Raw genomic sequence first — 26,801 nt, forward strand, 5'->3', positions numbered from 1 at the left:
TCATGTCGAGCGTCGCCGTCACCGCCGCATCAGCCCCGGCAACCCATGCCGGCAAGTCCATCCTGGCCAGGTTGGGCGCTGCTTTCGTTGGCCGCCTGGTCATCATCATCCCCTATGTCTGGCTGCTTTTCTTCTTCCTCGTTCCCTTCATCATCGTCTTCAAGATTTCGCTGTCGCAGACGGCGATCGCCATGCCGCCCTACACGCCGGTGCTGGACTTCAAAGATGGCATCTCCGGGTTTTTCGCCGGCTTTGGCAAACTCAGCTTCGACAACTACACCTGGCTGACGCAGGACGCCCTCTACTTCAACGCCTATGTCACCAGCGTCATCATCGCCGCGATCTCGACAGTGCTGACGCTGATCGTCGGCTACCCGATCGCCTATGGCATGGCGCGGGCGCCGGCAACGATCCGCCCGACATTGCTGATGCTGGTGATCCTGCCGTTCTGGACCTCGTTCCTGATCCGGGTCTACGCCTGGATCGGCATTCTCAAGCCCGAGGGCCTGCTTAACCAGCTGCTGCTCGCCACCGGCATCATCAGCCAGCCGCTGATCATCCTCAACACCTATACGGCGATCTTCATCGGCATCGTCTATTCCTACCTGCCTTTCATGGTGCTGCCGCTCTATTCGTCGCTCGAAAAGATGGATTATTCGCTGATCGAGGCCGCCAAGGATCTTGGCTGCCCGCCAACCAGTGCGTTCTGGAAGATCACCTTCCCGCTGTCGCTGCCGGGCGTCATCGCCGGCTGTCTGCTGGTGTTCATCCCCGCTGTCGGCGAGTTCGTCATTCCCGATTTGCTCGGCGGATCGCAGACGCTGATGATCGGCAAGACGCTGTGGAACGAGTTCTTCGCCAATCGTGACTGGCCGGTCTCGTCGGCCGTGGCCGTCATCCTTCTGCTGCTTTTGACCGTGCCGATCATGCTCTTCCAGCAGGCCCAGGCGCGCGCCCAGGAGCAGGACAAATGAACACCACCTGGAGCCGCTTCAACGTCACCTCGATCGTGCTGGGTTTTGCCTTCCTGTACCTGCCGATCGTCCTGCTCATCGTCTTCTCCTTCAACGAGTCGAAACTGGTTACCGTCTGGGGCGGTTTCTCGACCAAATGGTACGTCTCGCTGTTCCACAACCAGGGCCTGATGGACGCGACCTGGGTCACGGCCCGCGTCGGCGTCATTTCGGCCACGGTGGCGACCGTGCTCGGCACGCTGGCGGCACTCACCTTGACCCGCTACACGCGGTTCAGGGGCAGGTTGCTGTTTTCCGGCATGGTCTTTGCGCCGCTGGTCATGCCGGAAGTCATCACCGGCCTGTCGCTGCTGCTGCTCTTCGTTGCCGTCGGTCTCGACCGCGGCTTCCTGACCGTCACGCTCGCACACATCACCTTGACCATGTGCTTCGTCGCCGTCGTCGTGCAGTCGCGCCTGGTCAGCTTCGACCGTTCGCTGGAAGAAGCCGCGATGGATCTTGGCGCAACGCCGGTGAAGACCTTCTTCCAAATCACGCTGCCGGTCATCATGCCGGCGATCGTGTCCGGCTGGATGCTGGCCTTTACGCTTTCGCTCGACGATCTGGTCATCGCCAGCTTCACCTCCGGGCCGGGAGCAACGACACTGCCGATGAAGATCTACAGCCAGGTTCGCCTCGGCGTAACGCCGGAGATCAACGCCGCCTGCACCATCCTGATCGCCGTTGTCGCGGTCGGCGTCATCATCGCCTCGGTCGCCAACAAGCGGCGTGAGGTGCAGCGCCAGCTCGACGAGCGGGCCGCACAACGCGGCTGAGGGTAGCTGCGGCCTATTCCCCCGAGACGCCGCGGCTGATCGGGGAAATGAACGGTGTGCTCCACGTTCCGCCGACGAAGAACGATGACTGGTTGGGGCCTTGCTTGCCGTTGGCCGGTGCTGCCGCCTGGTCGGCCTGAATGACACCGCCGGACAAGGCCAGCCCCCGTCCGGCGTAGGATGCGATACCGGACAGCCAGATCTTGTACTTCGCAGAATTGGCTTCGGCCTTGTCGATCCGCGCCACGCCCTTCGAAATGCTGGCCTTGATCTCGGCGCCGTCGATCGGCAATGTTCCGTCGGAGACGTCGTCCAGTGCGAAGAAACCGCCCTGTTCGGTATGCTTGAGGAAGGCCGGCAGGTTGAGCTTGCTCAACGCACCCGGTCCGAAGGTCGCCGAGACCGAGCCGTCGGCATTGTCGAAGATGGAGTCCCAGGTTCTACCCGGTCCTTTGAGGATCACCGAGACGGTGCCCGTGCCGACCGGCACCAGCCGGGTCATTCCCGCCGCCGTGCCGAAAGCACCGCCGTCGATATCGGAAGCCAACAGCCGGATCTCGACCTGCATGCCTTCCGGCTTGCGGTCGAAACGAAGGCTGCTCTGGATGTTGCCGCCAAAGGCCGAGGCATCGGAGATATCGAAAACGGAAAGACCATCCTTGACCTGGGCGGTGGCGGCGACGTCGGCGAGCTGGATGGGTCCCGCCGTGGCGTGCGCCGCCGACAACCGCAGATCGAGGTTGATCCGGTCGGCGAAGCTCGTGTCGATTTCGCCGGGCCCGGCCCCGCCGGTCGGGGCCAGCGGCGTGAAGGCCGACAGGAACGATCTGAGGTCGAGTGTATCGAAGGCGAGCGTGCCGGAGATCACCGGCTGCGCGTCGCCAAGAGAAAGGTCCAGCGCCCCCATTCCCGGGTTGTTGTCCAGCGCGATCGCGGTGTTGTCGAACTTGACGCGCCCGGCCGTCGCGGTGACCTTGCTCGAAATGCTGACGGAGCCGATCGCGGCACCAGGCGCGATGCCGGCCTGCGACCATTCCAGGACGCGCCGCAGCGAGGGCGCCGAGAATTTCGCCTGGCCGTCGAAATAAGCGTTTTCGGACATGCTGGCCGTGCCGTCGAAGGAGAAGGTGGCGGGGGCCGCCTTGAAATTCAGCGTGAGCGGCGCAGTGCCGCCGGCAAACAGCACAAGCGGTTTCGGCGAGGCGACGTCAAGGGCGACGCTTTCGCCCCGCCAGATCCCCGTCGCCGACAGCGTCGCATTGCTGTTCATCGCCGCCCAATTCGCCTGGCCGGTCAGGCTGCTCAGGATCTCGACGTCCTTGCCGCCGATGGACGCCACCATGCGGCCGTCGCGGAACTCCACCGTGCCGAAGGTGTCGGCCGGCAACTTGCCGAGATCGGGCTTGGCCGGGTTGGCATTGACCACGCCGCGCGCCGTGTCGATCGAACGCGTGATGCGCCCGCCGGTCGGCACGGCGGGCAGGAAAAAGCCGGCCTGCGTGCGCTGAACCCGTATCGTCGGCCGCACCAGCCGCGCCGTCGAAAACTCGACGTCGCCGCGCAAGGCCGCCATGGCGGAAAGGTCGACCTCGACCCGTTCTGCCTCGATGACCGGCGGCGCCTCGGTGTCGGTCCATTGCGAAAGCGTCACATCGGTCAGGATTGCCCGGAATTTCGGCCAGACCTCGATGCGCGGCGAGCCTTGGATGGCGACCCGAAAGCCGCTCCAGGCACTCATTTCCCAGGCGATGCGGTCGCGCACAATACGGGTGGAGGCGATCAGCGGCAGGGCGGCAACGACCAGCGCGATGACGATCACGGCAGCGCCGATCGCCCATGTTCCGCGCCGGATCAAAGATGATGGCATATCGCCCCGTATGCTTCCATTCCGACAAAATCGCCCGACGGATGTAACCCCGGTCGTCACTACGACCCCAGCCGTCACCACGACTCCGGTCGTCACTACGACTCCAGTCGTCACTACGACTTAGGGCTGAGGCATTTCAAGTCTTTATGGCCCGGCGATGGCATTTGCGCACATCTGGCCGCATCGACCGAACAAAATCTTGCTCTGCTGCGCCGCGATATGCATAAGCGGTGGCGACCGTGGAGGAACGATCATGGCTGCCGAAGTACCGCTCTGGACCCCTACGCAAGACCAGATTGATGCAGCACCCTTAACCGCTTTCACGAAGGCCGCGGCAATGAAAGCCGGCGCGGCGTTTTCTTCGTATCCCGAACTTCACCGCTGGTCGGTCGAGGACCGCGAGGGGTTCTGGAGCCTGGTTTGGGACTTCTGCGGCATCGTCGGCGACAAGGGCCAGGCCGTGCTGGTCGACGGCGACAAGATGCCTGGCGCCTCCTTCTTCCCCAATGCCACGCTGAACTTCGCCGAGAACCTGCTGAAGAAAACCGGCTCGGGCGACGCAATCGTGTTTCGCGGCGAGGACAAAGTCGAGCGCCGGCTGTCGTGGAACGAACTCAATGCGTTGACTTCGCGCCTGCAGCAGCTCTTCCTGTCGCTCAAGGTCAAGAAGGGCGACCGCATCGCCGCGATGATGCCCAACATGCCGGAGACGATTGCCGCCATGCTGGCCGCCGCCTCGATCGGCGCTGTCTGGTCATCCTGCTCTCCCGATTTCGGCGAACAGGGCGTGCTCGACCGCTTCGGCCAGATCGAGCCGGTCGTCTTCATCGCGCCCGATGGCTATTGGTACAATGGCAAGGCGATCGAGGTCGCCGACAAGATCGCCGCGGTCGCGGCCAAGCTTGGCACGGTCCGCAAGGTCCTGGTCGTCGACTACCTCGGTACCTCGAGCGATGTCGCATCAACCATCGACAAGGCGGTGGCGATGGAAGAGGCGCTGTCGCCCTTCGCCGTCAAACCGGTCAGCTTCGAACGGCTGCCGTTTTCGCATCCGCTCTACATCCTGTTTTCGTCGGGAACGACCGGCATTCCCAAATGCATCGTCCATTCGGCCGGCGGCACGCTGATCCAGCATGTCAAGGAACACCGGCTGCATGCCGGTCTCACCGACGGTGACCGCTTCTTCTACTTCACCACTTGCGGCTGGATGATGTGGAACTGGCTGGTATCCGGCCTGGCCTCGGGCGCCACGCTGCTGCTCTATGACGGCTCGCCCTTCTATCCCGACGGCAATGTCCTGTTCTACTTCGCCGATACCGAGAGGATGAGCTTTTTCGGCACCTCGGCCAAATTCATCGATTCCGTGCGTAAGGCCGGCCTCAAGCCGATCCGCACGCATGATCTGTCGAGCGTGCGAGCGATTTCCTCCACCGGGTCGCCGCTATCGCCGGAGGATTTCCGCTTCGTCTATGACGGCATCAAGAAGGACGTGCATCTGGCCTCGGTCTCCGGCGGCACCGACATCGTCTCCTGCTTCGTGCTGGGTGTGCCGACGCAGCCGGTCTGGACTGGCGAGATCCAGGGGCCTGGCCTGGGCCTTGCCGTCGATGTCTGGGATGATGACGGCAGGGCGGTGCGCCAGGAGAAGGGCGAACTGGTCTGCACCAAGGCTTTTCCGTCGATGCCGATCGGCTTCTGGAACGATCCCGACGGCAAGAAGTACCAGGCCGCCTATTTCGAGCGCTTCGACAATGTCTGGTGCCATGGCGATTTCGCCGAATGGACCGTGCATGGCGGCATGATCATCCATGGCCGTTCCGATGCGACGCTCAATCCGGGCGGCGTGCGTATCGGCACGGCGGAGATCTACAACCAGGTCGAACAGATGCCCGAGATCCTGGAGGCGCTGTGCATCGGCCAGGATTTCGACAATGACGTGCGCGTCGTGCTGTTCGTGCGGCTGGCCGCGGGCGTGCAACTGGATGACGATCTGGAAAAACGCATCCGCTCGAAAATCCGCAACGGGGCGAGCCCGCGCCATGTGCCGGCCAGGATCGTCGCCGTCACCGACATCCCGCGCACCAAGTCGGGCAAGATCACCGAGCTTGCGGTGCGCGACGTCGTGCACGGCCGCGCCATCAAGAACAAGGAAGCGCTCGCCAACCCCGAGGCGCTGGAGCTGTTCAGGAACCTGCCGCAGCTTGCGCAGTGACCGCTAATGCATGTCGCTTAAAAGTGGCCCCGGTTTTGAGACAACGACATGCATGGAAACAGAGACTCGCCATGGTTAACCAAATATGTCGCGATAATTTACCTAGATTTCATGAGTGGTACACATTCGTAAATTTTTCAGCAGCCCGGTAAGGAGTTGTTAAGGCCCGGCGTCGATAGTCGCATGTAACTTGAGGGAGAAATCCCGTTCCTCGACCCCGGAGGATCTGATTCGCTCAAGCCCCGTTGTGACAGCAATCCCATCTCTTAAGGCGTCCTTTTGGGCGCCTTTTCTTTTGCCGGGTCGATCCGTGGGAAGAGGTTGCCTATTCCGCGAGCACGCGGGTCGACGGAAACGCGACCTCGACCAGGGTGCCTTCTCCCGGTGTCGAGTTGATGGTGAACCGGGCGCGGTTGGCTTCCACCATCGCCTTGGTCAGCGGCAGTCCAAGGCCGGTGCCGTCGCCACGTCCGCGCTTCAGCGCGTTGATCTGCTTGAACGGCTTCAGCGCCTGCTCGATCTCGGCCTGGCTCATGCCGATGCCGGTGTCGCGCACCCGCATGACGACATCGCCCGACGTCTCATAGGCGGTCGAGACGATCACCTGGCCGCCGGCCTGGGTGTAGCGGATGGCATTCGACAGGATGTTGAGCGCGATCTGGCGCACGCTGCGCAGATCGGCCACCACTTCGGGCAGCCGCGAAGCGAAGCTGGAGCGGATGATGACGCGTTCGCGGTTGGCCTGCGGCTGCATCATCGCCACCGTTTCGGCCAGCGTGTCGTTGAGCGACACCGCCTCGTAGGCCATTTCCTGCTGGCCGGCCTCGATCTTCGAGATGTCGAGCAGGTCGTTGACCAGGTCGAGCACATGGTTGCCCGAGCGGTTGATGTCGCGCAGATAGTCGCGGTAGCGGTCATTGGCCACCGGCCCGAACTTCTCGTCGACCATCAGTTCGGAAAAGCCGATGATGGCATTGAGCGGCGTGCGGATCTCGTGGCTGATGCGGGCCAGGAAATCGGTCTTCTGCGAGGACGCGCGCTCGGCCACCGCGCGGGCTTGGGTGAGATCCTCTTCGGCCCGCTTCCACTGCGTGATGTCGCGCACCACGGCACAGAAGCCGCTGTCGTTGGGCAGCCGGCCGATGGTCATGAACAGCGGAATGAAGCGCCCCTGCGCCTCGCGCCCGATCACCTCGCGGCCGTCATTCATCACGCTCGCCACGCCGGGCTCCGACAGCCCGTTGAGATAGTCGCGCGCCGCGCGCTGGCTTTCGATCGCAAACAGCGAGGCGAACGGCTTGCCGGTCACCTCGTCGCTGTCGAAGCCGAACAGCGCTTCGGCCGGGCGGCTGATCGAGCGGATGCTGCCGTCACGGCCGATCAGCACGACGCCATCGGTGGCGGTGTCTATGATGGTGCGCATCTCGGCGATGCGTGCCTTGAGTTCGGGGATGTCGGGCTGTGTCTGCTCGTCGCCGACCGCATGCAGGGCTGCCGGTGCGTCATCCTCGCCGGAGCGGCGCACCACCAGCATCAGCGCCTTGCCGTCGCGCCACGGGACCGAGCGCAAAATGGCCTCGATCGGGAATTCCTGTCCGTCACGCGTCTTCAGCCGCAACGCCCGATCGGTGCCGTCGGAGGCGCCGTCGTCGGCGTAGGGATCGGCAAACAGCGCGCCGAGGCCGCCGGCATCCGCCAGGTCATCGAGCGCCTCGTAGCCGGTCAGGGTGAGGAATTCCTCATTCGCATAATGCAACTGGTCGCCGGAATGGATGAGCAGCGGCACCGGCAGCTTGCCGAGAAGCGATGTATCGGGAGCCTTGTGTTCATCGCCGGCCGAAAACGCCGACGGCATGAACCCTTCAACCTTGAGCGGCGGCACCCGCAGGCGTGGGCGCTCGACGCGTGCCTCCACGGCGGCGCTTGCGCTGGCGGTCTCCTCGACGTGCGCAACGGTCTGTCGCTGAGGTGCGGCGGCTTGCCCGCCGTCCACCCAATCCTCATTGTCCTCGGCGTCGCGAAAATCGGCTGACGTCATGCTGTCGTCATCGACGGCGTCATGTGTCGCGCCAATGGCGTCAGGTTCTTCGCCGGTCGCGACGGGTTGGGTGCTCTCTGGTTGCGCCGCCACTGGTTTGGAAACCGGGGCCTCGTCACTGTTGTCCGCGACAGGGCCGCGTTCGTCATCACGACCGGCATAGCCGAGCAGCGAGCCGGTCGCATTCGGCAAGGTGTCGGCGGGTTCTTCATGAGCCGCTTCGCTCGGGTGAGCGCCGTCAAGCCGCGCCAGATCCTGCTCGTCCTCGGCATCGACATCCGTTTCGGAGGGCTCGACCGGCACCGTTTCGGTCTCCGGCTCCGCCACCGGGAGTTCGGCGACATGCGTCGGCTCTTCGTGCGAGTCGGGCGTTGACGGAACCGCGCCGACTGCCGCTGTTTCCACCAAAAGTTCAGCAGGTGTCTCGACCGCCGGTTCAGGAGTTACGGCGCCGGGCTTCTCGGCTTCAGGCGGCTCGACCGGAGAATTTTCCTTCTTCAGCCGTTCGCCGATCTCGCGGAACGCGCTGCGCTCCAGCGTCGACAGCCCCTTGTCGTTGGCCGGCTGGCGGTGTTCGGCCAGGCGGATCACCTTGTCGGCAAAGCGCCGCTCCGGTTTCGGCACGATAGTCAGCGCCGGCACCTCGCCCTTGAACGGATCCGAGGTCTTCGGTTCCTCGGCCTTCGGCTCTTCAGCCTTCGGCTGTTCAGGCGCGGGTTCTACGGCTTGCGATTCCGGCGCCGCGCCATTGGGCACCAGCGCCATGCCGATGGCTTCCGGATCGACGGCCGCGTCACCGGCACGGGCAACGCCGAAGCCACGGAAGCCTTCAAAGGCGCGGCTGCGGCCATAGACAGGCAGGGCAGCCAGGTCGACAGGGATCTTCAGATCGGTGCCGGCGACCGGCCACAGCACGGAGCGACCCGACCAGGTGTCGCGCCGTTCCAGCAGGCCGGCGATCTCGCCGGAGGGATCGAGGCCGAAGGTGGCCGCGACATCCCTGAAGCGCCGGCCGATCACGTCGGCTGCAGGCTTGCCGACGATGTCGGCGAATTCCGGCGACAGCGCATTGAACTTGCCCTCGGCATCGGTGCGCCAGACGAAGCGCAGTGGCGCCGCCGTGCGGTCGATCGATCGCGTGACTTGGCGTTCGGCAGGGGCGGCGGCCTTGGTGTCATGCTGTGTTGGATTTTCCGCTGCAACCTCCGCAACTACCTCTGCTTCACCGGCATTGAAATACCAGTGGTCATGCTGCGCTGGCGTGCCGCCGGCGGTCCCGGGGTCGTTGTTGGCGATCTCCGCGGCCAGCCCGGCTGGATCGGCATTCTCAGGTGACGCCGGCATCGAAATGGTCTCGGCGGTCCTGGGAGCGCTCGGTTCGTCTGCCGCGGCAGCCGGGGTTTCGATATCGATTGCCGGTCTGTTGTCCTGATCCGGTTCCGGCTGGGCGACCATGCCTTCCGCAGCCGCGGTTTCTACCTGGGCCGGCTCCTGAGGGTCCACGACGCTGTCGGCAGGGGCCGTGTCGTCGAGCTGGTCCTCGTCGATCACCACCAGCAGATGCCGTTCCTCGGTCAATCTTGCAAGGCCTGCCGGATAGGACGCCGCACCGCCGGGGACGAGGCGTTTGACGATGCGGTCGCTCTCGTCCGCGACGTCGGCAACCAGCGCCGCCAGCGTCCGCGGCAAGATACCCAGTGCCGAAAACCCTTCCGAGGCCGCCTCGATGGTGCCTTTGCTATCGACGAAGGCGATGAAATGGCCGTCTTCGGTGAAGCCGCTGATGGCGCGGGTGGCGATTTCGCCGGCACTGCGCGAGCCTGTCTGCGCTGCCGGCACGGCCAGCATGATCGCTTTTTCGGCGTCCGGCATGGTCACGGCACTGGCCAGGAAGCCGACGGCGCGGCTGGTCATGCCGGTTGCCAGCCGCACCGTGATGGCGCGGTCGCGGCCGATCTCGGGAAACCCACTGGTCGCCTTGATCTGGCGTCTGGCGATCAACGGCAGCTGTGCGGAGGCGCCGATGATGGCCTCGATGTCGGGGTAGCCGAACATCGCGGCGCCCGGCCCATTGGCCCAGATCACCTGCTCCAGATCCGCCGACAGGATCGCGATCGCGTCGCCGGCGGCAAAGCGCTGGCGAACCGCGTCGAGCACGGCGACGTCGAGGAAGGAATATTCGGACGGCATGCGCTTGGCGAACCCTCACGGAGCGGCGAATTTGCAGTTAACGCTTTGTTAATAAAAGCCGGCGGCGCGAAGGTCCACAAGCCAGAACGTGCAAAGGCCTGGAATCTGGGCTCTTGGTTAACGGCCGTTAAGGTTTTATGGTGCACTGCAACAGAGATGTTGCAATGCACAAAAAACTGTGTATATTTACATCATACATGAACGAGACGGCTTTCTGTCAAAGCCGCTGCCACTGAGAAGGATGGAAAATGTCCAGGACCAAAACTGCCGAGACGATCGAAAACGTTGAATTCCCGAGCTTTGACGCTTCCAAGGCCACCGACCAGATCCGCGCTTTCGCCGAAAAGGGCGTTGAGCAGTCGAAGGAAGCCTATGCCAAGCTGAAGACCGGTGCCGAGGAGACCCAGAAGGCTCTGGAGTCGACCTACGAGACCGCCAAGACCGTTTCCAGCGACCTTTCGCTCAAGACCATTTCCGCTCTGCGCGCCAATGCCGAGGCCGGCTTCTCGCATCTCGAAGCCCTGATCGGCGCCAAGTCGCTGTCGGAAGTCATCGAACTGCAGACCGCCTTCCTGCGCAAGCGCGTCGAGACGACCGTCGAGCAGGCCAAGGATTTCCAGACCGTCGCCTCCAAGGCGGCCGAGGACGTCTCCAAGCCGATCAAGACCGCCTTCGAGAAGGCGATGAAGGAAATCAAGGTTGCCTAACATTTACGCATGATCTGAAGATGCAACAAAAGGTCGCATTTTCTTAAGGACGATCAGGCGTATGATGGTAGCCATCAAGGAATACCCGGCGGGTGGAACCTCCTCCCTCTGCCCCCGGGGTGACCAGCCAGCACCTCCTCCCGCTGGCTCGTAACAGGAAAAGGCCGGCACCTCCTCCCGCCGGCCTTTTTCTTTGCCCGGCGAAAAGTCGATACTGTTTGTCGGGAAGCGACCTTTGCCTGAAGCGCGCCGCGTTTGAACGGATTCAGGCGACGCGCTTTGGATCTTTGTTTTTATGCATGTCGTTTTCCCAAAACCAGGCCCACTTTTGGGCGACATGCATTCGCAAAAGTCTTGAATTAAAATCCATTAGCCCGTAAGGACGCATCGCCGAACGACAGAGCGGATCACGGAAAATGAACTTTCCACCTTGGTCCGGCTCAGCAACGTGCCGTTGTAGCTCAGATGGTTAGAGCGCCGGATTGTGGATCCGGAGGTCGCTGGTTCGATCCCAGCCAACGGTACCATTAGGTTTACTAAATAAGTAATTGAATTTGCTAGATAATTGCCGGCTTCTGGCCGTCGATCTCTCGCTTCATTTTCCTCATTTGTGTTACCTATTGTGTTACTTATCGGATAGATTTAGGAGTTTTGAACGAAATGATTTGGGCCTGTTCGTCAATTTTCTCGGTCTCGTTGATTGCACCCATCACACGTAGCTCAAGCTCTCTGGCTTCGAAAGACCTTGCAACGATGCATACGGTAATCGGCGGCAACGACGTGCAATTAGGCCGGTCCTGATCCTCGACCGCAGCCTCAGAATGCTCGAAGGCGCTCGCCATTCGGTTGATCTCTACCGATCTGGCAGCCCAGTCAGATGGAATCTCTTTGAACGGATCCAGGCCGGTAGGGGCAAAGGCGCTGCGGTTGGGCGCAAGGACAGGTTCCGGGGGGAACCGTTCCGATCCTTGAGCCTTTCAGCGTCATCGTCTCCGTGCCATGGATGTGATCGCTTCTCATCAGTCCGATGGGAGGCGCGCGACGCCAAGATCGATACGGACTTTCGAAGTAGGCTACCGCACGCGCGGTGCCCCCGAATTCAAAGGAGTTAATATCGGGGCGTGACGCGACGTGACCTAAGACGGCCGTGGGATATCGAGCGGGATCCTCAGTTGCCACCCAGGTCGACGGTGCCTTTCCGGACAATCACGTTGCCATAAAACAGAGTCTCGCCAGTGGCTATGACCGCGAATGCCTGCTTGGCGCGCTCGTAAAATGCGAAACGTTCAATGCGGGCGAGGTTTATCGGCTGGCCGGGCAAGGCGTCGAGCACCGCCTGTATTGCGATATGTGCCGGTACGATCTTGTCAGGATCGCCGATGACCTCCATACCCATCACTGGGTCCGGTTCGGAATCGTCCACCGGCATCACCGACAGCACCGCCTTCAACATGCGCGGCATGTCGCTCGCTTCCATGCGGACAAGACGCTTCGACACAGTTTGTGCGGGGAAGCTCCCATCGGCGATGACAATTTCGTCGCCATGGCCCATGGCACGCAATGCGTGGAGGATGTCAGCATTCAGGATAGGGTCGATTCCAATCAGCATGATGACATATCCTTCAGCTCAGATCGTGGAGATCGGTGGTGATGGCCGGACCGATCGAGAATTCCGAAAAGCGGACGCTCAGCCCGCTGCGCTCCGGTGTACAGGCCGTCGGGCCGATCGCGTAAGAGGCGGCGGCCGGAAAGGGCGCGAGGCGTAACAGCGGCCAGAATTTGCCGTCTCGCGAGGCTTGAATGCGCATGGCGCCTCTGGCCAGCGTCACTCGGATGTAAAAGTCCTCCAGTTCCTTGAAGGGCTGCGAGACCGACCAGTCGGATTTGCCATCGGTGATGACGGTGCTGAGGAAGAGTTCGCCATCGGTGAACTCCACGCCGGTCTTGACCCAGCGCTTCTCGTCGATACGGATCATGAGGCCTGCCTGATCATACAGGGTACGAAATTCGCCCTGGATGCGAATCCTGGCGGTGAATTCATCGGTCGCCGGAAAGGCGAGGAAATGACCGCTGTCCCGGGTGAAATCGTAATGGGTTTCTCGCCAGAAATCGGTCTTGGCATCAGTCGTCATGGTGAGGCTGGCATCCTCCGCCAACCAGTTTGCCGGCTGGTTGAGCCATGTGCCGTCCTTGAAGTTAACGTTCATTCCGTTTCCTCTGGTGAAAATGGTGGTCATGGCCCCGCCGCCCTACCGCAGACGATAGGCATCGATCGCGTTGAGATGGAAAAATCGGTCGGCCAATTCGGGATTGGCGTCGCCCAGCCGGCCGGCGATATCTCTCACGTCCTTGTAGCCACCCGCCAATGTGCAAACCGGCCAGTCAGAGCCGAACATTATGCGCTCCGGCCCGAAAGCATCCAATGCCAGCCGCATGTATGGATCGAAATCTTCGGCCCGCCATGATCCCCATTCCGCTTCGGTAACGAGGCCGGAAATCTTGCACCAGACATTTCCATGCGCGGCGAGCCTTTTCAGGCCGGATCGCCAGGAGGTGATGACGCCCGACGCGATCGGGGGCTTAGCCATATGATCCAGCACGAACCTCCCGCTTGGAAATTGTCGCACCAGATCGATGGCGGCAGGCACCTCCCGGGAGCGCACAAGCAGGTCGAAGGTTAGCCCGGCCTCGAAAACGGCCGAGACGCCAGCACTGACCGCAGGCCGTCGCAGCCAATCGGCATCGGGCTCGTCGTGAACATTGTGGCGGATGCCGACAAGTCGTTCCCCGCCGGGGAGAGCACGCAGTTTTCCGATCTGGCGCAAGCAATCGTTCGCCTGAAGATCGACCCAGCCGACGACGCCAGCAACGAAGGCATGATCTTTGGCCATGGCAAGAAAGTCGCGGGTTTCTTCCTGATCATGACGGCATTGCACCAAGATGGTCGCGTCGATGCCGGCTTCCGCCATCAGCGGCAACAGGTCGTCGGGGCCGAAATCACGCCGTAGCGGGCGCATGGCATCGCCCGCCATCCATGGGTTGCTGCCTGTCTCCAGATTCCAGAAATGCTGGTGAGCGTCGATCACGCGCGGTCGCATGCGGTTCAGGCGGTGGGGGCTTGAGATGAGATCAGGCCTGCGGATCGTAGGTCCTCCCACATGGCCACTGGGATGGGCTGCCGGAAGAGCTTGTCGTTTTCGATGATCTCCTTCTGACTTCTGGCTCCGGTCAGGACGCTTGCGACCGCTGGGTGCAGCGTCGGAAACTGAATGGCGGCAGCCTTCAGCGGCACGCCATGGCGCAAGCAGACCCTTTCGAGTTCCAGGGCGCGGTCGATCAGCGCCTTGTCGGCCTCCTGGTAGTTGAATTTGGCGCCGGCTCCCGGATTTGCGAGAAGGCCGCTGTTATAGACGCCGCCGATGATGATGGAGATCTGCTTTTCCACGCAAAGCGGAAGGAGCTCGTCGAGCGCACCCTGTTCGAGCAGCGTGTAACGGCCAGCAAGCAGGAAGCAGTCGAAGATGCCGTCGCGCGCGAACTCTGCCAGCATTTCGCTCTGGTTCATGCCGGCACCGACGGCGCCGATTTGACCTTCGGAGCGCAGTTTGTCCAATGCCTTGTAGGCGCCGTCCATTGCCTGCGCATAATGCGCGTCCGGATCGTGGATATGCAGCACATCGATGCGGTCGAGACCCAGACGCTGCAGGCTTTCTTCGACTGAAGTCATGACCCCGTCATAGCTGAAATCGAAGACCGGGCGCTCTGGGGGCGTTCCCTTGTAGTACGCATCCTCGCCCTGCGGTTCTTGGGGAAGCCGCAGCAGCCTGCCCACTTTGGTGCAAAGAACGTAGCTGTCGCGGGGTTTGGTTTTCAGGAAGGCACCCAGGCGTTGTTCGGCCATGCCGTTACCGTATTGTGGCGCCGTGTCGAACAATCGTATGCCGAGATCCCAGGCAGCTTCCATCGTCTCAAAAGCGGCAGCGTCGCTGGTCGCGGAGTACAGCCCGCCGATCGCCGTCGTCCCCAGGCCCAGGGCTGTGGCCTTCAGCGAGGTGCGGCCCAGAGGCCTCCGTCCAGATGTTTCCTGCATGAAAAATTCGTCCCAAAAACGCGCCCGAAATCCGCTGGACAGCTAATTCCCACCCTCTTTCCTCTATGTCAATAAATTTCTCCAAAGAAAATTATCTTGCCAGTGAGCAATTTTCTTGTCATCTTGTGCATGCCGATTTCAGGAAGTTAGAAGCATCCATGAACGCTAAGCATGCAAACGGCGTCGCCTTTAGCGATGGCAAGTTCGTCCCAGCCGGCGATGCCAAGATATCCGTTCTCGATTGGGGTTTTACCCGTTCGGATGTCACATACGACGTCGTGCATGTCCGGGACGGAAGCTTCTTTCGTATGGACGATCACCTTGCGCGGTTCGAGCGATCGATGCTGGGCATCCGGCTGACTCCACCTCATTCGATGGCAGAGATTGCTTCGATAGCAGAGCGATGTGTTGCCCTTTCTGGGCTGCGGGATGCCTATGTAGCCATGGTCTGCACCCGTGGGAGCCCGCGCGTTTTCGGCTCCAGGCGGCCGCAGGACTGCGACAACAAGCTTATCGTTTATGCCATTCCATGGATCGACGTTATCCCGCTCGATGTGCAGGCCCGCGGAGCCTATCTCCATATCGCTTCGGTGCCACGGATTCCCCCGGCCTCCATAGACCCGACCGTCAAGAACTACCATTGGGGCGATCTGACCCGCGGCCTCTTCGAGGCTCATGACACGGGGGCCGACACCGCCGTCCTGTTGGATTGCGACGGTTATGTCACCGAAGGGCCAGGATTCAACGTCTTCATCGCGCGTCACGGCGAAGTGCTCACCCCCGATCGGGGTGCCCTGGAGGGGATCACGCGCCGTTCGGTGCTCGAACTTTGCGAAATGCTCGCCATTCCGGCGCGGATTGCGCCTTTGCGGAAGCAGGATCTGCTGTCGGCGGATGAAATGTTCTGCACAACGACAGCCGGCGGCGTCATGCCTGTATCGCGCATCAACGATCACATCATGAGCGGCGGCAAACCAGGAAAAATAAGCACGCAGCTCAAGTCATTCTATTGGGAACAGCACAAGGCAGGTTGGCACCAGACACCAGTTAACTACTCCGCATAGACGGCTCAACGAAGGGGAATGAAAATGATCAGAATGAAAAGACGTGAATTTCTGTCTCTGACAACCACTATGGCAGCCGGCGCATTGGCGTCTTCCGCATTCAAGCCGGCCTGGGCGGCCGGCAAGGAGCTGCGTATCCTGACCTGGGAGGGATATGCCGACGATCAGTGGGTCAAGGCCTTCGAGCAAAAGACCGGATCGACCGTAAGCATCAGCTATACGGGCAGCGTTGATGAAATCTTCGCCAAGATGACGGCGTCGGGTGGCGCGGATTTTGACGTCATCGCCATCGAGACGTCATCCTACAAGCGGCTGACGCAGGAGAAGCTTCTCCAGCCTGTCGATCTCGCCAAAGTCCCGCAGTCGAGCAATCTTTTGCCGGCTTTCCGTTCCGTGTCGGCGATTATTTTCGATGGCAAGCCATACGCGGTTCCCTTCGCCTGGGGTTCCATTCCGCTGATCTACAGCACCGACACGTTCAAAACCGCGCCTGACAGCTGGAGCATTCTTTGGGACAAGAAATACAAGGGTCGCATCATCGTGATGGATGATGCCAACAACGCGATCGTCACCACGGCGCTCTTGCTCGGCATCAAGGATCCCTTCAACCTCTCCGCCGACCAGTTCTCACAGGTCAAGGCCAAGCTTCTGGAGCAGAAAGCCAATGTCGCGAGCTACTATGCCGGCTTCGACGACGGCGTCAGTATTTTCGCTCAAGGAGGCATCGATCTAATGATGTCGATGGGTGAGCCTCAGGCACCGATGTTGCGCAGCCGTGGCGCCAATGTCGGGCTTACAATTCCGAAGGAAGGTGCGATCGGCTGGATCGATTGCTGGGCGATCAGCGCCAAGGCCCGCGATACCGAACTCGCTCATGCATGGGTCGACGCCATGCTTGAAAAGGCGGTTGGAACCTACATCAGCGAAAAGACCGGTTACGGCAACACCACCAATGGTGACGCCAATGACAAGATCGGCTTGACCTATTCCGACAGGCTTGTCTTCCTCCAGGCGCCCGAAGATTTCGGCCGTCGCATCGAATTGTGGAACGAGATCAAGGCAACTCCGGTTCAACAATGACTGCTGCACTCTCCGAAGAAGAGGTCGTCAGACCGAACGTCATCCAGCTGGTTGGCGTAACCAAGTCCTATAGGAACCTCAACGTTCTGAAACCGGTCGATCTCGACATCAAGGATGGTGAGTTCCTCACCATCCTTGGACCATCCGGATCTGGAAAGACGACAATCTTGCGGATGATCGGCGGCTTCACGCCGCCGACATCCGGCCGCATCTTGCTGCGCGGCGCCGATATCTCCCAGGTGCCGATCTTCAGGCGGCCGTTCAACACGGTGTTCCAGGACTACGCGCTTTTCCCGCATATGACGGTTGCAAAGAACGTGGCTTACGGGTTGCGGATCAGGCGCAGACCGGCTGCTGAGATCAAGACAAGGGTCTCTGCGGTCCTTGACACCGTCAACCTGACTGACAAGGCCGAGCGCTATCCCAGCGAATTGAGCGGTGGCCAGCGCCAGCGGGTGGCGCTGGCGAGGGCCATCGTCTGCGAGCCGCAGGTCATCCTCCTGGACGAGCCGCTGGCAGCGCTGGACGCGGAGTTGCGGCGTTCGATGCAGGAGTTTCTTAAGGACCTGCAGCGGCGGATCCGCACGACATTCGTTTTCATTACCCATGATCAGGAAGAGGCGATCTCCATGTCGGATCGAATCGCCGTCATGGACCACGGCAATCTGGTTCAGGTCGGCACGCCTCAAGAGATCTACTACAAGCCGCGGAGTGAATTCGTGGCGAAGTTCTTTGGCGAGAACAATTTGCTGCCCGCGCGGCTCGATACCGATGGTCCTACGAGCGTTGTCCAAAGTCCGCTTGGGAGGCATCCCATCCCCGCATTGGCCGGCAGTAGCGCTGACCTCTTGCTCGCCATAAGGCCGGAAAGTTTCGCCATCCACGACGGCAACGAATTGCGCGGTGATCAGCGTGTTTCCCAGGCGCGTCTGGAAAACGTCACCTTCCTCGGTGCTACAACCCAATTGTCGCTTGCCATGGCGGGGGCAGAACACAGGATCAAGGTCAGAGTGCCAACAGACCAGTCAGGGAAGAATCTGAGTTCGGGCGACGATGTGCTGCTTCGATGGTCTGAAGCCGATGTTAGCTTTCTGCCGAGAGGATGATGCGATGACCGTGTCTACCGCCGACATCGTGCACGCCAACAATGGCGGCCCGCTATATTGGCGGCCGTCGTTCGGGAGACTTGCTGCCAGGATACTGGTCTATGGTGTCCCCACGCTCCTGATTCTAATGCCGCTTTTGTCGTTTCTGACTTACAGCTTTCTCGAGATGAAAGACAACCAGGTTACGGGGCAACTGACGCTGTCAAATTATGCAGCGTTTTTCCAAAGTGGCAGCTATCTCTATGTTTTCTTCGGGACGGTAAAGCTTGCCTTTGTCGTCGCGGCGGTTGCGCTCATTCTAGGATATATCATCTCCTATCTGATATGGCGGCTGGAAGGCTCGGTACGCTATCTTTTGCTGCTGCTTAGTGCACTGCCGCTGGTCATGAATTATGTAGTCAAGATCTATGCGATGCGCAGCATTCTCGGCTTCAACGGCTTCCTGAATTCCTTCCTGCTCGCCGCCGGCATCATCGATGCGCCGAGCAAACTGTTCATCTTCAACCAGACCGCCGTGATGCTAACGATGGCGGTGATCTATCTGCCATTCGGAATCCTTCCGATCTTTCTGGCACTGGAGCGCATACCGCAATCGCTGCTGAGTGCAGCGGCCGATCTCGGCGCCAAGCCTGGCCAGATATTCCTCAGCGTTGTCCTACCGCTCAGTCTGCCCGGGTCGATCGCCGGCGCGCTGTTCGTGATGGTGATCGCGCTCGGCGACTACCTCACCCCACAGATGGTAGGCGGAAGCGAGGGCTTCACGTTCGGCCGCGCCATATGGAGCCAGTTCGGCATGGCCTTCAACTGGCCTTTCGGCGCTGCATTGGCTGTTGTGCTTCTCGTTACCGTCGTCACGCTGATTAGCGTCGCGTCTCTCATCTTGCGAAATGCGAGGGTGAAATGACTAGGCTGGAACGTCTAACCGTCGCGTGTCTCTGGGTCATCGCCGGCCTTACTTTCGCGGTACTCTACGCGCCAGCGCTGATCGTAATCCTGTTTTCATTTTTCGCCATGAAGAACCATCAGATCGACTGGTCGAACTTCAGCCTGGAATGGTACGGGCGGCTGGCGGACAATTCGCAGCTATTGGCGGCCCTTTACAATTCGATCGTCGTCGGGATCTGCGCTGTGGTCAGCGCGACGATCATATCGTTAGCGCTGGCCTACTACATGAAAACCGGCGTGCGGCGTGGCCGCGCCTATGTCGAGTTCATCATCTTTCTGCCGTTCGTGCTACCGGCCATAATCACCGGAATCTCGCTGCTGGTCGCATTTCGGGAAATCGGGCTGGAGCGAAGCCTGATCACGGTCACTATCGGCCATGTCGTGCTGATCCTGGCGGTGGTCTATCGCATGGTCACAATCAGGCTCGACACACTTGAGAATTCGCAAATAGAAGCGTCTCTCGATCTTGGCGCAAACGGTCTCGAAACCTTCCTCTATGTTGTTCTCCCCCAGTTGCGATCGGCGCTGTTGACCAGCTCGCTGCTTGCTTTTGCGCTGTCGTTCGACGAAACATTAGTCACGTTCTTTCTCGTCGGCGGGGAAACGACGCTGCCCATGCGGCTCTGGGCAATGATGCGAACCGGCTTTACCCCTGAGATAAATGCGCTCGTTTCGATCGTCCTGTGCGTAACATTGTTGTTCGCGGCGTTGGGTGCGATGTCGCTTCGCGAGAGTATTGAACGCAAGCCATAGCGTGGCGAAGATTGTGGTCTAGGCAATTGGAATCGACGGCAAGATATGAACAAAAAAACCAAAGACCTTGGAAAATTGCTGAAGGAGCGGCGCGCCTATCATGGATGGACGCTTGCCGAAGTCAGCTCCATGACTGGCATTGCCACGTCGACATTGTCGAAGGTCGAGAACGGTCACATCTCACCGAATTTCGACACCATATTGAAGCTGTCGCACGGCCTTGGTGTCGAGATCGGCGACCTGCTGAATTCGGCGCCCAGCGAGCCCACGCCACCGCTTGTGGTTGCCCGGCGCAGCATCAGCCGCAATTTCGAAGGCCAGAGGCTCGATCGCCAGCATTATAGCTACAGCTATCTGTCCGCCGACGTGGCGCACAAGCGCATCATCCCGATCCATATCGAGGTGCAGGCGATGACCCCCGAGGAGATGGGGCCGCTGACGGCGCATGTGGGTGAGGAATTCATGCTCGTCCTGAGTGGCAAGGTGCGTCTGTACAGCGAGTATTATGAGCCGATGGATCTGGAGCAGGGGGACAGCGTCTATCTCGATAGCACCATGAAACACGGCTACATGTCGTTGCAAGAACCAAGCAGTTCCATCCTTGTTTGCTGCTCAAGCGCCACGCCGAACCTGGCGCAGACATTGCGGGAGATCATCAAGGACCAGATCATCCAGGAATCGCTGTCCGGCCCGAAAGCTGACTGAGCGGCGATGCCTGCGCGCGCCGGCGCTAATCGAGCAGATAAGCCATATGCGAGACAACGCTGATTTTGCGAAAGGCCCGCAAGCGCTCGATGGCCTTGTCGCTCGACCGCTGCAAATGTTCGCGCAGCGCGTCCTGCGCCGAAGCCGGGTTGCCGGCAGCGATGGCGTCCATGATTTCCAGATGCTCGTCCATGAAGGCATCGATCGGCAATCTGCCCCGCACCGCCCTCTGGATGTGCTTGCCCGCAACGAGGATGCCGCGCGTGCGGACAAGGGTTTCCAGTATGTCGGAATTGGAGCTGTACTGCAGCAGCTTCACGTGCAGGTCCTCCTCGAGCCCATCCAGTTCGGCCGGCTCCACCAGCGGAAATTTTGCCGAGGCCTGCGTCAGGCGCCCACGCATTTCGGAAAGCGCGTCGGAAGGAATGCGGGCTATCGCGGTGCGCAAAGCAGCCGGCTCGAGCAACAGCCGTATTTCATACAAATCCTGGAATCGGCGCTCGTCGAGCGGATTTATCCACCAGCGGGATTTCTCGTCGCTTATCACGATGCCGTTCTTCGCCGCATGGTTCAATATGTCGCCGGCGACGGTCCTGCCAACCTTGTAGTGGCGCGCCAGAGCAAGTTCGTTGATGCGGCAGCTTCCAAACACGGCGCGCAGGACGACCGTTTCCTCGAAATCGTAATAGTAGGATTGCCAGGCGAAGGCCTTGGCATTCTTCGGCGCTTCAAAATCGAGCATCTCGCCCGTTATTTTCAGCCGCAGCGGCGGCCCGCCCTTTCCAGCCAGCACGCCACGGCCCTCGAACCGACGGACCAGCCCCTCCGCCTCCAGCGTAGCGAGCGCCTGCTTGACCGGCGATCGGCTGGAACCAAAGAGGGCGGCGATCGGTCCCTCGAGCAGGACAGTGCCTTCCGGAACAAATCCGCCGAGGACAGCCCTTCTGAGGTTGTCGGCGATGGATTCATAAGCGAGCGGGCGATGCCCCATGCGACTCCTTTCGAGACGTCAGGTTACCGCCCCTATTTGCCAAGGGACGAATTCGGAGTCACCATAATTGTAACCTTCGCTCAGTGTGCGTTCGCCCGAAGCGACGGCGACAATCTTTTCGAAAATGCGCTCGCCTGCCTCGACGATGCTGTCGCTTCCATCGATGATGCCGCCGCAATTGATGTCCATGTCCTCGCTCATATGCTCGAACATGGCATTGTTCGTGGCAACCTTGATGCAAGGCGCCGGCTTGAACCCGGAAACGGAACCGCGCCCCGTTGTGAACACGATCAGGTTGCACCCGCCCGCGACCTGTCCTGTGACAGCGACCGGGTCGTAGCCGGGCGTGTCCATGAAGACGAAACCGGGTTCCCGGATCGGTTCGGCATACTCATAGACTTCCCGCAGCGGCATCGATCCGCCCTTGGCGACCGCGCCCAGGGATTTCTCGAGGATCGTCGTGAGGCCGCCCTCCTTGTTGCCGTGCGAGGGGTTGTTGTTGAGCTCCGCGCCGTTTTTCGCGGTGTAGTCGCGCCACCATTCAATTCGTGCCATCAGCTTGCGCGCGATCTCCGGCGTCGCCGCGCGGCGCGTCAGCAGGTGTTCGGCGCCATAGATTTCGGGCGTTTCACTGAGCACCGCGGTGCCGCCATGCTCGACCAGAAGGTCGGCGGCATAGCCGAGCGCCGGATTGGCGGTGATGCCGGAGTAACCGTCGGATCCGCCGCACTGAAGCGCCAGCTTGATGCCGGAAAGCGAAACGGTCGTCCTTTGCTCGGCGTTGATGGCCGGCAGTATGTCGCGAATAATGCCAATCGCCTCTTCGATCGTCTTGCGCGTGCCGCCAAGCTGCTGGATCGTCATGGTCCGCAGCATTGGCCCTTCCTCCAGGTCGAAGGCCTTGACGAGATGGCTGATCTGGTTCGTCTCGCAGCCGAGCCCGATCATCAGGATGGCGGCGAAATTCGGGTTCCTCGCGTAGCCACTCAACGTTCGGCGCAGATACTGATATCCCTCGGTGTTCGTGGGGATCGCACATCCCGTACCGTGAGTGAGCGCTACGACGCCGTCGACATTGGTGAATTCACCGAAGCCGTTTGTCTTGAAATGATCGGCGACCGCTCGAGCCACCGTGGCCGAGCAATTCACCGAGGTGATGATGCCGATATAGTTCCTGGTGCCGATCAGTCCCGATGCGCGCCGGTAACCTTGGAAGGTCCTGCGTTCATTTTCGGGCAGCAGAGGCGTCGGTCCGCCGTCGACGGCGAATTCATGCGAAACGGCGCTGTCGAGCATTGCCAGATTGTGCAGGTGGACGTGGCTACCGGGAAGGATGTTGGTACTCGTACGGCCAATGATCTGTCCGTATTTGGACACCGGTTCGCCTTCGCCGATCGCTCGCAAGGCAATTTTATGTCCGCTGGGAATCTCGGCTTGAGCGATAACCTCGCCGAGGTCTTCAGCTATTTCAATCCGCCTCGTGGCTACCGCGACATTGTCCGCGTTGTGCAGTCGGATGATGGCCGGAGCCGATCGACGAACTGGCATAATCACCTCCATTAATGAGTATTGCATGCAAAAATCATTCATGTTAGGCAGGTGAAAGTCAAGAGAAGACTTTGAATCACGAAGATTCTTGGGGGATTTTCCGAAAATGGCTAAGGACGAACCGTATTCGGGCCTGTTTCCGGTGGCGCCGACACCCTTCACCGAAACCGGAGAGATCGATCTTGCAGGCCAGCGCCGGGTGCTGGATTGCATGATCGATCAGAAGGTCGACGGCATCTGCATTCTGGCCAACTATTCAGAGCAGTTCCTGCTTTCAGACGACGAGAGGGCGCAACTCACTGACCTATGCCTGGAGCACGTGGCGGGTCGCGTGCCGGTGATGGTCACCTGCAGCCATTTCAGCACCGAGATCGCCAGTGTGCGCGCGCGCCATGCGGCTGATCACGGTGCCAAGCTGATCATGTTGATGCCTCCCTATCATGGCGCCGGCATTAAGCTCGACGAAGCGTCGATCCAGGAGCATTTCGCCAGGGTTGCGGACGCGGCGCGGTTGCCGATCATGGTCCAGGACGCTCCATTGAGCGGCGTTTCTCTCTCTGTCGAATTCCTCGTACGCCTGGCGCAGACCTTTCCCCTGGTCCGTTATTTCAAGATCGAAGTGCCGGGCACGGCCGGCAAGCTGCGCGAGCTGATCGAAAAGGGTGGAGATGCGATCGAGGGTCCATTCGACGGCGAAGAAGCAATTACCTTGATGGCTGATCTCGACGCTGGCGCAACCGGCATCATGTCGAGCGCGTTGCTTCCCGACCTCATTCGCCCCGTCATCCAGCATCATTACGCCGGCCGTCGGCAAGATGCGATGAAGGCTTACGAGCGTATTCTGCCTCTGATCAACTATGAAAACCGGCAATGTGGATTGCGGGCGACGAAGACAGTGATGGCCGAAGGCAAGGTTATCAAGTCCGACCATGTCAGGCATCCGCTGAAGGCCCTGCATCCAGCGACGCGCGATGGCTTGCTGGAACTTGCCCGTAGTATCGATCCCTTGGCCCTGCATTGGGGCAAGTGAGACTTGACGGTATCGCTCAACCACATGATGCCGTCACGGACAGCGCATCGCCGTAAAACCGCACGCGGGACGGAGCTCGACCGGTCTGCGACAAAGCAAAGTTTCTCTGCCCGTAGAAGGGACTTGCCTTAGATGCCGTCAGGTCTTGAGCGCCCAAATGGCGAAATCACCGGTAGAACGCGCCTTCTCGGAATCCTGGCTCATCCAACCGAACATGTCAAAGCGCCACCTGAGATCAACCGCATTGCCCGGCTGAGGGGCACAGACGCTGTGATGGTGCCTCTGAATGTGGCACCGGCCGATCTGGAGAGCTTTGTTGGCGGACTGCGCGTACTGAAAAGTTTCGACGGAGCGATCGTTACCGTCCCACACAAGCAGGCGATCATCCGTCTTTGCGACGTGGTCAGCCCGCAGGCTCGCGCTGTCGGCGCTGCCAATGTGCTGCGCCGGGATCATGACGGCCGGATAATAGCCGACCAACTCGACGGCATCGGTTTCGTCGAGGGGCTGCGGCACGCCGGAATTGAGGTCGAGGGCAAGTCTGTCTACATCGCAGGCGCAGGCGGGGCGGCAAATGCCATTGCCTTTGCGCTTGCTGAAGCGGGCGTGCGGCGTCTAACCCTTGCCAACCGTACGCAGGGCAAGATCGAGGCGCTTCGCGAAAAGCTGATCGCTGCCTATAGTAACATTGATGTCCGACTGGGTTCTGGGAACCCGACCGACCACGATCTTATCGTGAACGGAACAACGCTGGGCATGAACATATCCGATCCGCTTCCACTCGACACGCTCCTGCTGAGGGCGGACATGGTGGTTGCCGAAGTGATCATGGAGCCGGAGATAACACCGCTTCTCGACGCTGCACGCAGAATCGGGTGCAGGATCCATCTCGGCCGACACATGCTTGAGCATCAGCTTCAACTCATGGCCAACTTTCTCGGCCTTTAAGCATCCCCAAGACCTTAATTTGCCGGCACACAAATGTTCCAGAACCCGAAGAGAGACATCCTAATGCAAGACCTGGCCATCAATGGTGGCCCTCGCGCTATCGAGGGGACCCTTCCGAGCTTTCGCGATGCATCGGGGCGCACGCTCGGCGACGAAGAGATGAAGGAGCTGTCGGACGTCCTTAAGTCTGGCAGCCTTTCCTTTCTCGTTGGTCCGAAAACAGGTGAGTTCGAAAGGCAATTCGCGGCGAGATATGGTGCCAGCCACGCGGTCGCCGTCAGCAGCGGGACCGCAGCACTTCACACAGCAGTCATTTATCTCAACCCCGAGCCTGGCGATGAAATCATACTCTCGCCCATTACGGATGTCGGCACGGTCATCCCGATCATTTCCCAACTCGCTATCCCGGTTTTTGCCGATGTCGATCCGAACACCCACAACATTGACCCGGCGTCCATCGAGCGGAACATCAGCACGCGCACCCGAGCGATCATCGTCACGCACGTCTACGGTCATCCTGCGGACATGGATGCGATCATGGCGATCGCGAAAAAACACAACCTCTTCGTCATCGAGGACTGCGCGCAAGCCCATCTTGCCTTGTACAAGGGAAGGCTGTGCGGCACCTTGGGTAATCTCGGCTGTTTCAGTTTCCAGCAGTCGAAACACATGACCACCGGCGACGGTGGCATGGTGATAAGCAATGAAGACGAGCGTTTCGGGCGCGGGCTCAGGCATTGCAGCGACAAGGGTTGGCCGCGCGAAAGGGGAGGCCGAGACCATTTGTTCCTTGCGCCGAACTACCACATGACGGAGTTGCAGGCAGCGGTGGGCCTAGCCCAGCTGAAGAAACTGGACCAGTTCGTCAAGGCGCGGGTCAGCGCCGCCGACAGGCTGACCGCTCTGCTTTCCGATGCAGACGTCGTTCCGGTCCTGCCATTGCCGGGGACAACCGGCGTCTATTTCTTCTACTCATTTCGCTTAGATTCCCAAAGATTGTCGCGGCCGATCCCGGAAGTCATGAAAGCCCTGACGGGCGAGGGCATCGACGGTTTCATAGGCTATCCCGGTCAGATTCCGCTCTATCGATATCCCTTGATCAGGGAACACAAAACGTTCGGCAATTCCGGCCTGCCGTTCACGCTCGATGGCGTTCGCAAGGACGACTTCGACACCGAACTTTGTCCGGTGGCAGAGCGTGCCTGCCGAGAAACCATCTGCATGTGGTGGACGGACAGAATGGAGGATCACCATCTCCGGCAGATCGCCGATGCGATCCGCAAGGTGATCATGGCCTATCGCAACTAGGATTTCATGGCGACGCGATGCGATTCGCGGGAAAGTTTCAAACTGTCCATCGACACGAGATTGAAACAGCAACTGCATGCTCTCGCACCGCTGGAGTTTTGCAGCCAACCCCGCTGCGCTTGCTAAGAGCCTGACAGCGTGGCGCTGCGTGCCTTGTCCATGCGGCTATCAGCTATTTTTCGATCCCATCCCATCCCATCCCATCACGACACCTCACCAGCGCCGCGAACGCTAGGATGCTTTTGGCTTGGGGGCCATATTCTTCCTTCGACGATAGCACCTGCCGCACTAGGGTGAATCCGGAGTGGGAGACCCGAGCGGACGCGTCCTAACTTAAGTTAGCTGAGGATTGGCGTGAGGGCGTGATCAGGCGTAAAAATCCATCGACAAATTGCCCAAGTTCGCTTGTGCGACCTCATTGTCGATGGCT

Annotated in this window: 21 protein-coding genes and 1 tRNA gene; 14 read left to right on the plus strand and 8 right to left on the minus strand. The window is 60.4% G+C overall.

Annotation, left to right across the window (positions count from 1 at the left end):
- The first annotated feature begins 2 nt into the window (after positions 1–2).
- Together BPNPMPFG_RS28050 and BPNPMPFG_RS28055 are read left to right on the plus strand one after the other, a co-directional pair.
- Entirely contained in the window at positions 3–974 is a 972-nt protein-coding gene (locus BPNPMPFG_RS28050; RefSeq protein ID WP_258591828.1) for an ABC transporter permease subunit, read from the plus strand.
- Positions 971–1,789: an ABC transporter permease gene (locus BPNPMPFG_RS28055; protein ID WP_095088554.1), complete on the plus strand. Its 819-nt coding sequence runs from the start codon at positions 971–973 to the stop codon at positions 1,787–1,789. Before BPNPMPFG_RS28050 ends, BPNPMPFG_RS28055 begins: the two co-directional genes overlap by 4 nt.
- A 13-nt stretch (positions 1,790–1,802) precedes the next feature.
- On the opposite strand, the gene BPNPMPFG_RS28060 is transcribed toward BPNPMPFG_RS28055, so the two are convergent.
- Positions 1,803–3,656 (minus strand): AsmA family protein, encoded by a 1,854-nt coding sequence (locus tag BPNPMPFG_RS28060; protein WP_258591829.1) that lies wholly within the window; start codon positions 3,654–3,656, stop codon positions 1,803–1,805.
- Positions 3,657–3,909: 253 nt separating this feature from the next.
- Between BPNPMPFG_RS28060 and BPNPMPFG_RS28065 the strand changes: the two genes are divergently transcribed.
- A complete protein-coding gene (locus BPNPMPFG_RS28065) occupies positions 3,910–5,868 on the plus strand; it encodes an acetoacetate--CoA ligase (protein WP_258591830.1) in 1,959 nt (652 codons plus the stop codon).
- Positions 5,869–6,193: 325 nt separating this feature from the next.
- Here the strand turns inward: BPNPMPFG_RS28065 and BPNPMPFG_RS28070 are convergent, their stop codons facing one another.
- Entirely contained in the window at positions 6,194–10,096 is a 3,903-nt protein-coding gene (locus BPNPMPFG_RS28070; RefSeq protein WP_258591831.1) for a PAS domain S-box protein, read from the minus strand.
- A gap of 248 nt (positions 10,097–10,344) precedes the next feature.
- Between BPNPMPFG_RS28070 and BPNPMPFG_RS28075 the strand changes: the two genes are divergently transcribed.
- On the plus strand, positions 10,345–10,803 hold the full coding sequence (locus BPNPMPFG_RS28075; protein ID WP_258591832.1) for a phasin: 459 nt from the start codon (positions 10,345–10,347) through the stop codon (positions 10,801–10,803).
- Positions 10,804–11,253: 450 nt separating this feature from the next.
- Positions 11,254–11,330 (plus strand) — tRNA-His (locus tag BPNPMPFG_RS28080).
- 641 nt (positions 11,331–11,971) lie between these two features.
- Here BPNPMPFG_RS28080 and BPNPMPFG_RS28085 read toward each other — a convergent pair.
- The 4 genes from BPNPMPFG_RS28085 to BPNPMPFG_RS28100 are packed head-to-tail and all read right to left on the minus strand — an operon-like array spanning position 11,972 to position 14,893.
- Positions 11,972–12,412: an RbsD/FucU family protein gene (locus BPNPMPFG_RS28085; RefSeq protein ID WP_258591833.1), complete on the minus strand. Its 441-nt coding sequence runs from the start codon at positions 12,410–12,412 to the stop codon at positions 11,972–11,974.
- 13 nt (positions 12,413–12,425) lie between these two features.
- Positions 12,426–13,010, minus strand: a complete 585-nt coding sequence (locus BPNPMPFG_RS28090; RefSeq protein WP_258591834.1) for a DUF1349 domain-containing protein — start codon at positions 13,008–13,010, stop codon at positions 12,426–12,428.
- Between the two features lie 42 nt (positions 13,011–13,052).
- Positions 13,053–13,889, minus strand: coding sequence for an amidohydrolase family protein (locus tag BPNPMPFG_RS28095; RefSeq protein ID WP_319945961.1), 837 nt, complete (start codon positions 13,887–13,889; stop codon positions 13,053–13,055).
- Positions 13,890–13,906: 17 nt separating this feature from the next.
- Entirely contained in the window at positions 13,907–14,893 is a 987-nt protein-coding gene (locus BPNPMPFG_RS28100) for an aldo/keto reductase (protein ID WP_258591836.1), read from the minus strand.
- Positions 14,894–15,051: 158 nt separating this feature from the next.
- Between BPNPMPFG_RS28100 and BPNPMPFG_RS28105 the strand changes: the two genes are divergently transcribed.
- The 6 genes from BPNPMPFG_RS28105 (at position 15,052) to BPNPMPFG_RS28130 (ending at position 20,546) form a co-directional block, all read left to right on the plus strand.
- Entirely contained in the window at positions 15,052–15,957 is a 906-nt protein-coding gene (locus BPNPMPFG_RS28105) for an aminotransferase class IV (RefSeq protein WP_258591837.1), read from the plus strand.
- 84 nt (positions 15,958–16,041) lie between these two features.
- A complete protein-coding gene (locus BPNPMPFG_RS28110; protein ID WP_258591838.1) occupies positions 16,042–17,037 on the plus strand; it encodes an ABC transporter substrate-binding protein in 996 nt (331 codons plus the stop codon).
- Positions 17,034–18,143 carry an ABC transporter ATP-binding protein gene (locus BPNPMPFG_RS28115; protein ID WP_258591839.1) on the plus strand — a complete coding sequence of 370 codons (1,110 nt, stop codon included), beginning with the start codon at positions 17,034–17,036 and terminating at the stop codon, positions 18,141–18,143. The genes BPNPMPFG_RS28110 and BPNPMPFG_RS28115 overlap by 4 nt, the downstream gene beginning before the upstream one ends.
- A complete protein-coding gene (locus BPNPMPFG_RS28120; RefSeq protein WP_258591840.1) occupies positions 18,091–19,047 on the plus strand; it encodes an ABC transporter permease in 957 nt (318 codons plus the stop codon). Before BPNPMPFG_RS28115 ends, BPNPMPFG_RS28120 begins: the two co-directional genes overlap by 53 nt.
- Positions 19,044–19,841 carry an ABC transporter permease gene (locus BPNPMPFG_RS28125; protein WP_258591841.1) on the plus strand — a complete coding sequence of 266 codons (798 nt, stop codon included), beginning with the start codon at positions 19,044–19,046 and terminating at the stop codon, positions 19,839–19,841. Before BPNPMPFG_RS28120 ends, BPNPMPFG_RS28125 begins: the two co-directional genes overlap by 4 nt.
- Before the next feature lie 45 nt (positions 19,842–19,886).
- Positions 19,887–20,546, plus strand: coding sequence for a helix-turn-helix domain-containing protein (locus BPNPMPFG_RS28130; protein ID WP_258591842.1), 660 nt, complete (start codon positions 19,887–19,889; stop codon positions 20,544–20,546).
- 25 nt (positions 20,547–20,571) lie between these two features.
- On the opposite strand, the gene BPNPMPFG_RS28135 is transcribed toward BPNPMPFG_RS28130, so the two are convergent.
- Together BPNPMPFG_RS28135 and BPNPMPFG_RS28140 are read right to left on the minus strand one after the other, a co-directional pair.
- Positions 20,572–21,537 (minus strand): GntR family transcriptional regulator, encoded by a 966-nt coding sequence (locus tag BPNPMPFG_RS28135; protein ID WP_258591843.1) that lies wholly within the window; start codon positions 21,535–21,537, stop codon positions 20,572–20,574.
- Between the two features lie 18 nt (positions 21,538–21,555).
- A complete protein-coding gene (locus tag BPNPMPFG_RS28140; RefSeq protein ID WP_413776809.1) occupies positions 21,556–23,085 on the minus strand; it encodes a UxaA family hydrolase in 1,530 nt (509 codons plus the stop codon).
- Positions 23,086–23,191: 106 nt separating this feature from the next.
- Between BPNPMPFG_RS28140 and BPNPMPFG_RS28145 the strand changes: the two genes are divergently transcribed.
- From BPNPMPFG_RS28145 to BPNPMPFG_RS28155, 3 genes are all read left to right on the plus strand, one after another.
- Complete coding sequence (locus BPNPMPFG_RS28145) at positions 23,192–24,115, plus strand: dihydrodipicolinate synthase family protein (protein ID WP_258591844.1); 924 nt, start codon at positions 23,192–23,194, stop codon at positions 24,113–24,115.
- Between the two features lie 132 nt (positions 24,116–24,247).
- Positions 24,248–25,063, plus strand: a complete 816-nt coding sequence (locus BPNPMPFG_RS28150; RefSeq protein ID WP_258591845.1) for a shikimate dehydrogenase family protein — start codon at positions 24,248–24,250, stop codon at positions 25,061–25,063.
- Positions 25,064–25,096: 33 nt separating this feature from the next.
- Positions 25,097–26,371 (plus strand): DegT/DnrJ/EryC1/StrS family aminotransferase, encoded by a 1,275-nt coding sequence (locus tag BPNPMPFG_RS28155; protein WP_258591846.1) that lies wholly within the window; start codon positions 25,097–25,099, stop codon positions 26,369–26,371.
- Positions 26,372–26,801: the final 430 nt, after the last annotated feature.

Origin of the sequence: Mesorhizobium sp. AR07 (assembly GCF_024746815.1) — a bacterium.
Taxonomy (GTDB): domain Bacteria; phylum Pseudomonadota; class Alphaproteobacteria; order Rhizobiales; family Rhizobiaceae; genus Mesorhizobium.